9 protein-coding genes are annotated in these 11497 nt (G+C 39.3%); 3 read left to right on the plus strand and 6 right to left on the minus strand.

Translation table 11 applies throughout. The features are described from left to right. Positions 1 to 294: 294 nt before the first annotated feature. A complete protein-coding gene (locus tag PX700_RS20350) occupies positions 295 to 813 on the plus strand; it encodes a TetR/AcrR family transcriptional regulator (protein WP_024597781.1) in 519 nt (172 codons plus the stop codon). 88 nt (positions 814 to 901) lie between these two features. Here the strand turns inward: PX700_RS20350 and PX700_RS20355 are convergent, their stop codons facing one another. The 5 genes from PX700_RS20355 to PX700_RS20375 all read right to left on the minus strand — a co-directional run bounded on the left by PX700_RS20355 (position 902) and on the right by PX700_RS20375 (position 7716). Continuing rightward, positions 902 to 2371, minus strand: coding sequence for a carbon starvation CstA family protein (locus PX700_RS20355; RefSeq protein ID WP_024605386.1), 1470 nt, complete (start codon positions 2369 to 2371; stop codon positions 902 to 904). A gap of 259 nt (positions 2372 to 2630) precedes the next feature. Next, on the minus strand, positions 2631 to 3548 hold the full coding sequence (locus tag PX700_RS20360; RefSeq protein WP_024595733.1) for a carbohydrate kinase family protein: 918 nt from the start codon (positions 3546 to 3548) through the stop codon (positions 2631 to 2633). A gap of 2 nt (positions 3549 to 3550) precedes the next feature. Next, a complete protein-coding gene (locus tag PX700_RS20365) occupies positions 3551 to 5074 on the minus strand; it encodes a mannitol dehydrogenase family protein (protein ID WP_479521747.1) in 1524 nt (507 codons plus the stop codon). Positions 5075 to 5134: 60 nt separating this feature from the next. Next, complete coding sequence (locus tag PX700_RS20370; RefSeq protein WP_479521748.1) at positions 5135 to 6856, minus strand: purine-cytosine permease family protein; 1722 nt, start codon at positions 6854 to 6856, stop codon at positions 5135 to 5137. A gap of 179 nt (positions 6857 to 7035) precedes the next feature. Next, positions 7036 to 7716 (minus strand): HAD family hydrolase, encoded by a 681-nt coding sequence (locus tag PX700_RS20375; protein ID WP_479521749.1) that lies wholly within the window; start codon positions 7714 to 7716, stop codon positions 7036 to 7038. A gap of 467 nt (positions 7717 to 8183) precedes the next feature. Between PX700_RS20375 and PX700_RS20380 the strand changes: the two genes are divergently transcribed. Together PX700_RS20380 and PX700_RS20385 are read left to right on the plus strand one after the other, a co-directional pair. Then, the gene (locus PX700_RS20380) at positions 8184 to 9656 is read left to right on the plus strand and encodes a catalase (protein WP_479521750.1); all 1473 of its coding nucleotides are present in this window, start codon (positions 8184 to 8186) and stop codon (positions 9654 to 9656) included. Between the two features lie 134 nt (positions 9657 to 9790). Beyond that, complete coding sequence (locus PX700_RS20385) at positions 9791 to 10306, plus strand: ankyrin repeat domain-containing protein (RefSeq protein ID WP_479521751.1); 516 nt, start codon at positions 9791 to 9793, stop codon at positions 10304 to 10306. A gap of 56 nt (positions 10307 to 10362) precedes the next feature. On the opposite strand, the gene yddG is transcribed toward PX700_RS20385, so the two are convergent. Beyond that, positions 10363 to 11283 (minus strand): aromatic amino acid DMT transporter YddG, encoded by a 921-nt coding sequence (gene yddG / locus PX700_RS20390; protein ID WP_479521752.1) that lies wholly within the window; start codon positions 11281 to 11283, stop codon positions 10363 to 10365. Between the last annotated feature and the right edge of the window lie 214 nt (positions 11284 to 11497).

An 11497-nucleotide genomic window follows, 5' to 3' on the forward strand; every position in this document is an offset into this window, starting at 1 on the left:
TAAATTTTTCTGATGTATAGGATTTAACTTAATTTATTGTAAAATTAGGGGGTTGCTTAAAAATAAAATCGCTTGTAAATAACTACCTACTGGTCGATAATTTTACTATACCAATTGCATTAAATAAGTGATTTATTATTGCGCTAGGAAAAATAGCGCAATAACGAGGCGAAAATCATGACATCTAGTTATTCTGTATGAATAATTTTTAACGCAGTTAGTGTGTTATTTAATGCGATACAATGATCATGTTTTTAATAAAACTGGTGTTACTGCAGATAGGAAATATTAAAAATGAGTAAAAAAGAAGCTTTATTAAAAGCAGCTGAAAACAAGGTACGCCTTGGCGGGTACAGCAATTTTAGTTTTAGAGAGCTTGCCAGCGAAGTTGGAATTAAAAGCGCCAGTGTGCACTATCACTTTCCGACTAAGGCCGATTTAGGTGCAGAGCTTGCTCATCAATATACAAATTCTTTTTTAGCTGCGTTAGGCGAGCCAAGCGAGCTTAAAGCCAGCGGTAAAAATCCTATTGATGTGTACACTCAGCTTTTTAGAAGTGCTTTAGTTACCGACCGAAAAATGTGTTTATGTGGGTTACTAGGAGCCGAAAGCGATAGCCTTCCAGATAAAGTACGCCTTGAAGTAAAACGCTTTTTTAATCAAAACCTAACATGGCTTAGCGCTGCGCACCTAGCTAATGGTGAGCTTAACCCTACTAAAGCGGCTATTCAAACAGTGAGCTTGCTTGAGGGCGCTATGATGATAAGCAAAACGCTCGACGATAACAGTTACTTTGAACTTGCAACTCAGTAATGCCTAAATTTAGTGCACAAAAAAAAGCGAGCTATTCATTATGAATAGCTCGCTTTTTTAATGCTTGAAATAACTTATGTGATTATTATTAAACCGCTGTTGGTTTAACTTTATGCTTAGAGTGCACAATTGCTAAAACAATTAAGCCAATCACTGTCACTACAGCGCCAATAGGTTTACCTAAATCGCTTGATAAGTTAAGACCAATTGCTGCAGTGCCAATATAAGAAACCGTTACCGCTGTTGCTATAACAGCAGGAACACTCGCAATCCAGTGGAATGCTCCACGGTCAAACAAGTACTTAGTGGCAAGCCATAATACGCTTGTAGAAAGCAGCATGTTTGAAAATGCAAAGTAGCGCCAAATTAACGAGAAATCGAGTTTCGTCATAAAGTATGCAATAGCAAGTATAGGTACCGCTACCAATAAGCGGTTACGTAAACTTTGCGGAATATTAAACGCATCAACAACGGTTAAACGTAGTGAACGGAACGCTGTATCACCAGAAGTAATTGGGAATACGGCTACTGCAATAATTGCCATTATACCGCCAAATACACCTAAGTAACTGTTAGCTACATGGTTTACAACTAAACCTGGACCACCTTGATCAAGCAATGCTTTTAAGCCAGCGTAACCATCTGGGAACGCTGCAATACCTGCAAGTGCCCATACACAACCAACAATACCTTCACACATCATAGCGCCGTAATAAACTGGGCGTACGTATTTTTCGTTAGTTAAACAGCGCGCAATAATTGGCGCTTGAGTAGAGTGAAAACCACTAATAGCACCACAGGTAATTGTTATAAATAGCAATGGCCACGTTGGTAACCCATCTGGGTTTGGTTCTAAAAAGTCATGTGCGTGGTCAGCTTCAAAGTAAGCTAAAAAGTCACTTGGAACAGGCAAGTGCGGCGCATTAATAAGTAATGAAATAGCAATTGCCACTGTCATTACAATCATTAGCGCACCAAAAATTGGGTAAAACTTTGTTATTATTTTATCAATTGGTAGCAAGGTAGCTAAAAAGTAATACGCTAAAATAGCAAGTACCCAAAAGGTGTTATTTGCCAGTATTGTACCTTCAAAAAAATCAAGGTTACTTAACAAACCTGCAGGGCTCATAATAAATACTACACCTACAAAAAACAGTAGCATGGCAGTAAATATAAGCATAAAGCCTTTAAATACCACATTGTAATAATGGCCTGCGATTTCTGGTAAGCTTTTACCATCTTCTTTTATACTCATTACACCTGAGAAGAAGTCGTGTACAGCACCACCTAAAACATTACCAAGTACAATCCATACCAATGCAACAGGTCCGTATAAAGCACCTAAAATTGGGCCAAATATTGGACCTACGCCAGCAATGTTTAAAAACTGAATTAAAAATGCTCGTACAGGGTGAATAGCTACGTAATCAACACCTTCGCTAAAGCGTTTTTGTGGTGTGTCAGCAGTTGAATCCAAACCGGCTTGTTTTTCAACAAATGGGCTGTAAAACTTATAGCCCAGTATTAAAATAGTGAGGCAGATAAAAAAGATGATCATAAAGCACGTTTCTCTTTTTGTATTTTAGTTATAGAGCGCATTGTGTGTCGCCCCGCCTTTTCAATCCGTGAATAATCGACGAACGATAACAAAGCTTTAACCCTCAAACAATAAGACGTTTAGCTAATACAATAATCGATATAAGCCACTATTTACGCAACCTGCGCACTTAACACTCACTTATCGCCTATGTCTTATTTTAGGCACAAAAAAAGCGGTTAAACTTTTACGTATAACCGCTTTCACACACAATGTTTTTTTAAAGTGGGTTCATAAACTCACTAATTTGTTGATGCGTTAAAGTAGGTGTTGCACCAGAACTTTCGGCGACCATTGCTCCAACGGCACATGCAAAGTCAACGGCATATTGCGCGTCGTCGTTGCTACAAAGCTGATAAATTAACGAACCTAAAAACGAATCCCCTGCGCCAACAGTGTCAATTACGCTAATTAAATAACCTGAATTATAAAAATTCTCGCCTTTGATTGTTAATAAAGCACCGTGGCTACCTTTGGTTACACATAAGTAATCGGTATTTGTTTGCTGTGCTATAAACGCTAAATTTTGTTCAAGCGAATGAAACTTACAACCCATCGCTTTTGCAATTTCGTATAGCTCTTCATCGTTTAACTTAATAAAGTCTGCTTTATTCATTAAATCTACAAGTGTTTCTAGCTTGTAATGCGGTGCACGTAGATTTACGTCAAATACTTTAAAGTTTGCTACATCAACTAGTTGATTTAATGTTGCTAAAGACGCTTCGCTTCGCCCAATTAGGCTGCCAAATACAAATACATCGCTACTTTTAACTTTACTAAGTAACTCATCGGTAAGCGCTATATTATCCCACGCAGAGTCTGCCACTATTTCATAACTTGCAGAGCCACCACTGTCGAGCGTTACCTCAACCGTGCTAGTTTTTTTGTCACTATTAATAGCAATGTATTCGCAGCTTACGCCTTTGCTAGTAATTTCGCCTAGTAGCTCAGCGCCTAACTCGTCGTTACCAACAGCGCTGATCATGTCGGCTTTAATGCCAAGTGAGTTAATACGCACACACATGTTAAGTGGCGCGCCACCTAAGCGTTTACCTGAATCAAAACAATCCCACAGTACTTCGCCAAAACAGCTAACACTTACGTTTTCGCCTGATTTATGATTAATTAAAATGCTCATAATTAGTTACTCTTTTGATCAAGTACAGCCTGCATAATGGCTTTAATTTTACTATTAGGTGCATACAACGCAGCAATCGACTTTTTATATTCAGCAGTAAACGTTTCGTTATGCTCAAGCTTACCAAACAAGCTCGTTAACTTTAAAAATGCAATCGGGCTAGTTTGAGTCTCTTGCGCGTAAGAATTAAGCTCTTTGTGCATAGCATCTTGAATTTCAAGTTGCTCGCCGTTTTCACTTAAACCTTTATCGCTGTACAAACACCAAGTAGCAATAACAAGCGTTGCCAGTGATACATCTCGACCTTGTACTAGGTTTTCGTTAATTGTGGCAATTAAAAACTTAGGCAGTTTAGCTGAGCTTTCACTACAGATACGCGCTAGGCTGTCTTTAATATTAGGATTAGCAAAACGCTCTATTAACGTATCTTTGTAGCTTTCAAGGTCAATGCCTTCAAGTGGTTCAAGGTTTGGGGTTACTTCTTTATCCATAAAAGCACGTAGGTATGTGGCAAATAATTCATCCGATACCGTTTCGTCAATAGTGCCGTAGCCATGGATTGAACCTAATAAACCAAGTACAGAATGCCCTGCATTAAGTAAACGTATTTTCATGGTTTCATAAGGCGTTACATCAGTAACAAACTGTGCACCAACAACATCCCAATTTGGACGAGAGTCACTAAATGTGTCCTCTATTACCCATTGTGTAAACGACTCACAGGTAATTGGCCACTCGTCGCTAACACCATATGCATCAACCACGTAATCAATATCACTCTTTTTAGATACCGGTGTAATACGGTCAACCATCGCATTTGGAAACGATACGTTTTGCTCAATCCACTCACTTAGGTTTTTGTCTTGCTCTGTAGCAAAGGCTAAAAGCATTTTGCGTGTTACGTTACCGTTGTGCTGAATGTTATCGCACGACTGTACTGTAAACGCGCCTAGGCCTTGCTCTTTACGCAATTTTAACGCAGCAGTAATGTAACCAAACGCTGTAATTGGATCGTTCGGGTTATTAATGTCGTTAATAATATCTGGATTACTGTAATCAAACTCGCCCGTTGCAGGGTTAAAGTTGTAACCACCTTCAGTAATAGTAAGCGACACAATTTTAGTATCGCTGTGCGCTAGCTTATTGATTACCGCTTGTTTGCCCTCTGGAGCAAACAAAAAGTCGATCATTGAGCCAATTACTTTGTTATCTATTTTACCGTCTGGGTGTCTAACAGTTAGCGTGTAAAGGTAATCTTGCTGCTTTAAAATATCACGCAGACCACGGTTACCCTCTAAAAGGCCAACACCACATATACCCCATTGCTCAGAGCCCGGAGTTTTTAAAAGCTCGTTAACATACACTGCTTGGTGAGCACGATGAAAACCGCCCACACCAATATGTACAATACCGGCTTTAACTGCGCTACGGTCGTAGGTTGGTGTATCAACATGGCTTGGTAATTGAGCCAAGCTCTGTTGGTTTAGCCCTGTAACTAGAGCGTCAGTGTGTTGGTATTGTGTCATGGTGTGACCTTACTAAACAAAAATAAAATATAAATTACGATACTGTATTACGATAAGTAATTACGATGCTGTATTGAGTACTTTATGGCGCTTTAATGACCAGTACGCAGTAACAAAATAAATAACAGTACAAATAAAACAGGCTATTTCGAATTGCGATTTATTAGCGCTGTACATACTCATAGTTTCACTGAAAAACATCACTTGGCTGGCAAATATAAAAATAATAACCAGTGAAACCGTAGAAACCGCGTTAAGTACTTTTGTAAATACAGAGCTGTCAATTACAGGCTTTGGAATATCTTTAGCCTCAGCTGCTTGATATTCTTTAATATCACGTTGCTCTTGCTTTTCTGCTGCAATTTCTTGTGTGTAATCGTCACCAGCGCCGTATTTTTTAGCTAAAAGCGTGTAAACAACAATGGTGAAAATCCATGTAGGAATAAACAAGTAGTAAAACGACATTACATCAATTGCGTTTAAGCCAAAGCCAAACACAAGTGCTAACGCCCAAGATGCTATAGCCGGTACGCTGCGGGTAATATTTTTATATTTAGCCCAGTAACGTGTTAGGCCAATTTTAGGAAATAACACATGTTCAGCAAACACAATGCCGCCTACTGGCACAACTAATAAGCCTGCGTAGGTAAGTAGCGGAAGCATTTGTGAAAATACAAACGGGAAACACGCAATAATCACGGTTACAACACCTACAATAGCGGTTGTGCGTTCACGTGATTGATTAACAAATATAGATTGTGCTGCAAGACCTGCACGGTAAAGGTTTGCGTTAGCTGTAGTCCAACCGGCAATAATTACAATAACAAAGCCAGTCCAACCTAATGCATGGTATGCAACATCGCCCGGATCAAGTGATGAAATAGTTGTTTTAAGTAATACCGCAACACCTGCGCCCATAATACCGGCAGAGATCCACGCTAAGTAATGACCAAAAAACATGCCCACGCCAGAAAACAAGCCATAGCTTTTGCGTTTAGCAAATCTAAAAATAGCCATGTCGATTAAACCAAAGTGAGTAATTGAGTTAGCAGCCCATGCAAAGCCAATCACTTCTAATAGGCCAATGCCTTTTTCACCATCGGCATTGGTGCCCGTCCATATGGAGGAGTCGCCTATGGTCATAAAGTCGCTAAAGCTAGTTAAAGAGGTAGAACCTAATACGTGATTTGAAAGCTCAGGGAATAACGCGAACGAACCTGCAATAAATATAACAAATAGCCACGGCGCGCACAGTTTCGAAAAGTCAGCAACCGTAGAAAAGCCATACATCGCAACAAACACAACAATAGAGCCAACAGCTAAAACAATGGCTACAAACCAAAAGCTATTTGGATACCAATCAAGTTGCGCAGGTATATCAAACAAAAACCGCACGGCGGTGGAGGATACCGTGATCATAGCGGCCGATATAACACTAAAAATAACCACGTTAGCCCAGTTATAGAGCTTGGTCATTGAGTTACCAGCAATTTTGTTTAAGTAGTTATATAAACTTAAGCGGGTTTGTACTGCAATGGGTGCCGTAATTAGCCACCAAGAACACATTGCTAACAGGTTACCTATTAATAACCCCAATAGAATGTCGATGGTTGATGCGCCTAATGCAACAAAGGTTGCGCCAATAACAAATTCAGTGGCAGCAACATGTTCACCAGCGTATAGCCCTGCAAAGTGTTTCCAGCCGTGAAGCTTATTATTAGCAACCGGAAGTTGCTCTTCGTTTACATCTTTAAATGTGTGTGTGTGTGGACTCGTTGCCATGGTATTTCCTAGTTGTTAACAGCAAAGTACTTAATACCTAAAGACTTTGCTTCTTATAATTTAGTTTTATAAACGCGTAACCACTTGTTTTAGTTTTTATAATTAATATCAGTACTAACAACGCTTATATTTTGCCACTTATAAACCCTATAAATGTGTGTTGGTATAAGTAGCCATGTTTAAATGTTTTTACTTTTAAGTGCAGGATAAGCTGTAAAAAACTGCTGCCAATGAGTTAAGTGAGCAACATTTGGATACGCTTTACGAACATAGTTAATGGCCGTTTGCATGTGCTGCCCGCCACTGTAATGCAGTACTTGCATATTGGCATTTATGGCTGCACATACGCCAGCTTCGCTGTCCTCAATGACCAAGCAATGCTCTGGTTTTACGCCCATTTGCTTAGCTGCATGTAAAAATAAGTCGGGGGCGGGTTTACCACGCTTTACTTCACTGCTGGTAAATATCGTATTGCTAAAACAGTTACTTAAATTAACTATATCTAATGCTTTAGCTGTACGTGCTGGGCTGCTACTTGTGGCAATACATTTGGGCACAGCTAAGTTATTAAGTACTTCGTTTATGCCATCGGTTGTACTGAGCGCTGAACCAAACTCGTTTAACAGCGCTTCTCGGTAATCATCTTCAAAGCTATTTGGCAAAGTGACATTAAAGGCGTTTTGGATTTTTTGACTTACGGTTTTAAAATTACACCCCAAAAAGTGTTGCTGTACATATCCGCGGTCAATGTTAACCGTTAAATACGCAAGCATATCAATCAACACTTGAGCGCTGAGTATTTCACTGTCGATGACTACCCCATCGCAATCAAATATTACTAGCTCAATGTTAGTATTCATCTTGTCACCTTATTAAAACTGTTTGGTTTAGCTAATTTAAGTATAACGAGTTAAGCGCGATTAATATTGTGCAACTTTTTAGTGCAACCCAGTAATGGGCATAAGCTCACTGGTTGAGCATATTCCCTTTATTGTACGAATATGTCAACACACTGTAAGTATAAAACGCACCAGCTTGGTGAAAATACCGCCAGATAAAACTAAAAACCTTTGTATTTAATAAATTTTATAAAAGCATATTGCGACTAAGGTCGTAGTAAAAAAATTACATTAATGTAAAAAGTGTATCTGCAAATTCATCTCATCTGTTTTACAAATCGCATCAATCTAATTAATCAGTTTTACCGAAGTTAATAAAATTAATACTATCGTTAACAGATTAACAGCCTGCACCACTGCCGGCACTTTTAAATAGATGAGGTCGACAATGAATACTCAAATTAACACTAACTGCACTGGCACTTGCAATGGCATTACCGGCAAGCGCAGCAACAACTCTTACTAAAGATAACGGCGCAGCTGTTGGCGAAAACCAAAATTCAATTACTGCTGGCGAACGTGGCAGTGTATTACTAGAAGACGTGCAACTAATTCAAAAACTGCAACGCTTTGCACGTGAGCGTATTCCTGAGCGTGTTGTGCATGCTCGTGGTACCGGCGCACACGGTGTGTTTGTAGCATCAAAAGAGCTAGACGATTTAACAATTGCAGCACCGTTTGCACAAGCAGGTAAAGAAACAGACGTATTTGTTCGCTTTTCATCAGTAATCCACTCTAAAGGTAGCCCAGAAACACTGCGCGACCCACGTGGCTTTGCAACTAAGTTTTACACAGATCAAGGTAACTGGGATTTAGTAGGTAATAACTTACCGGTGTTCTTTATTCGCGATGCAATTAAATTTCCAGACATGGTTCACTCTTTAAAACCATCTCCGGTTGATAACATTCAAGATCCTAACCGTGTATTTGACTTTTTCTCGCACGAACCAGGTTCTACACAAATGCTAAAGTGGGTTTACAGCGACTACGGAACACCAGCAAGCCTTCGTAAAATGGACGGTTGGGGTGTACATGCATACAAAATGATTAATAAATCGGGTGATGTTAAATACGTTAAGTTTCATTGGGTAAGCCAACAAGGTATTGATAACCTTGACTCAAAAGAAGTAGCTAAAGTACAAAGCCAAAACTTTCAGCATTTAACACAAGATTTATACACTGAAATAAACAGAGGCAATTTCCCTAAGTGGGATCTGTACATTAAAACGCTTGATCCATCGCAGCTTGATGACTTTGATTACAACCCATTAGATGCAACAAAAATGTGGTTAGACATTAAAGAAACTAAAGTAGGAACAATGACGTTAAACCGTATGCCAACTAACTTCTTCCAATCTACGGAACAAGTAGCAATGGCACCGGCAAACATTATTCCTGGTATTGAGCCATCAGAAGATCGTTTATTACAAGGTCGTATGTTTTCATACGCTGATACACAAATGTACCGCCTAGGTGCTAACCACCAGCAATTGCCAATCAACCGTGCAAAAGTTGACGTAGTTAACTACAACCAAGACGGCGCAATGAATATTGGTAACACAACAAGCAATGTGAACTACCAGCCAAGCCAAGAAAACGTAGCTGAAAACCCAATTGCACGCAGAAGTAATACAGAGCTAAAAGGTTTTGTACAACAAGCCGCAATCAAAAAGCAGCAAAACTTCGCGCAAGCAGGTGTTATATACCGTGGTTTTAGCAAGCAAGAACGTACAAACCTAATTAATAACCTAGCAGGCGATTTAGGCAAAGTGCAAAACAGCAGTGTTAAACACAAAATACTTAGTCACTTTTACAAAGCTGATACTGAATACGGTACCCGCTTAACTAAAGCTGTAAACGGCGATATTAAAATGGTTAAACAACTAGCAGCTAACTTGTAAGTAGCTAGTTGAAGGTAGTTAGTTGTAAGTAAGCAGTTGTAAAAATTAGTCCCAACTAAGCAAGCAGCTATATAAACAACCACAATTATGGGGAAGGGATAAACCCCTTCCTCTTTTTATAAGAGGCAATTGTTATGCGTAATTTATTAATTATAGTCGCTCTACTGCTGAGCTTTACCAGTAGCGTTTACGCTCAAAATACTCCCAATACACAAACGTCTAGTACGCAAGCTGAAAACCAAAACTCTGCAAAAACTCAATACGACAGCTTATTTGCTTATTACTTTGCCGCAGCACGCACAAACGACACAGCTGTAATAGAGCAATTTGTAGATGCCGGTATTCCTATCGACAGCTACAACAATAAAGGCTACACCGCGTTAATGATTGCTACTTACCATGGTAATAAAAACACGGTTAACACACTTTTACACTTAGGCGCTAATGCCTGTCTAGAAGATAACCGTGGCAACACAGCGCTAATGGCCGCTATTTTTAGAGGTGAATTTAGTATAGCTAAAACACTCGTATCACTTGATTGCGACAACGCGCATCAAAACAAAGCCGGTCAAACAGCAGAGCAATTTGCACAAACATTTGGTCAACAAAAAGTTATAGAGTTACTAGCGCAGGTAAATAATGCAAAATAATCTGCACGCAACAAAAAGCCCTAAAATAATAGGGCTTATTTTTAATAAAATTAGTCTTATGTTGCAGACGCTATTTGAGGTTGTTTAGGCTTTTCTCGCGTTACAAAGTAGCAAATTAGCGAGCCCACGGTTACCAGTACAACTCCTTGCCAAAACGAAGCACTCAGCGTAATAGATAAATACAGCGCTGAAATAATAGTAGAAAACACCGGTGTAAAGTACGAAAGTGTGCCAAGCAGCATTAAGTTACCGCCAATAATAGCTTGGTTCCACAGTGCATACCCGCTCCCTACCACTACTCCTGCTAATAGCAATGTTATGCTTGAGCTGAGTGAAAACGTTAATGGCGCTTCATTACTAAAACCATATTGCGCCCATAAACTCATTGCCGTAACAGTAAAGAATAACGTAATGGCATTTTTGCCATTACTCAGCTTTTGCGTAACCACGCAATAAATAGCCCATATAAACGCTGCAGCTAATGCCATTAAGTAAGTAGCAGGATTATCAGCAAAGTTAGTAACAAGCGTATCGAGTGACATTTTTTGATCGCCCGTAATACACCAAGCAACCCCTAAAAAAGCAATGATCATGCTTGGGTAAACCCAGAAATTTACTTTTTTACGACCAATAATAATAGAGAGCAGTATAGTCAGCGTGGGCCATAAATAATTAATAACCGCCATTTCCATTGCCTGATGACGGCTATTTGCCATACCAATAGAAAGCGCCAAGCAAATTTCGTACGATACAAATAATAAAGTACCTATTACCAAGTAACGTTTTGAAAACCCACTAAACTTGGGCACTCCCATAACCAAAATTAAAAATATCGCACTGGCAGAATACATAGCCGCCGCACCACCAATGGGGCTAAACAACTCAGAAATATCCCGTAGTAATGCAACTAAGCAACTCCACAGTAATATTGCAGCAACTCCATAAAGCGTGTATTTATTTTTGCTTAAAAACTCCATTTGCCAATCCAAAAGTACTACTCGTAAATTTGAAGCTAAACTAACAGTAATTATTTAATTAAACAATTAGGGTCTGTTGATCTTTCAAGGTTAAATTTGCAGCAGTCTGTTTGGTATTTAGGCAAGGCAGAGCCTATATAGTGTGGTTATTCCCCATTAATGGGCGATAACGTAGCATTAATGCCAAACAGGCGCTGCCCAAAGGGTTCTTCCT

This window comes from Pseudoalteromonas sp. TP27, assembly GCF_056470645.1.

Coding starts and splice junctions, on each gene's coding strand:
- PX700_RS20355 (WP_024605386.1), bottom strand. CDS start 2,371: ATGATCATCTTTTTTATCTGCCTCACTATTTTAATACTGGGCTATAAG.
- PX700_RS20380 (WP_479521750.1), top strand. CDS start 8,184: ATGGCATTACCGGCAAGCGCAGCAACAACTCTTACTAAAGATAACGGC.
- PX700_RS20370 (WP_479521748.1), bottom strand. CDS start 6,856: ATGGCAACGAGTCCACACACACACACATTTAAAGATGTAAACGAAGAG.
- PX700_RS20350 (WP_024597781.1), top strand. CDS start 295: ATGAGTAAAAAAGAAGCTTTATTAAAAGCAGCTGAAAACAAGGTACGC.
- PX700_RS20375 (WP_479521749.1), bottom strand. CDS start 7,716: ATGAATACTAACATTGAGCTAGTAATATTTGATTGCGATGGGGTAGTC.
- PX700_RS20365 (WP_479521747.1), bottom strand. CDS start 5,074: ATGACACAATACCAACACACTGACGCTCTAGTTACAGGGCTAAACCAA.
- PX700_RS20360 (WP_024595733.1), bottom strand. CDS start 3,548: ATGAGCATTTTAATTAATCATAAATCAGGCGAAAACGTAAGTGTTAGC.
- yddG (WP_479521752.1), bottom strand. CDS start 11,283: ATGGAGTTTTTAAGCAAAAATAAATACACGCTTTATGGAGTTGCTGCA.
- PX700_RS20385 (WP_479521751.1), top strand. CDS start 9,791: ATGCGTAATTTATTAATTATAGTCGCTCTACTGCTGAGCTTTACCAGT.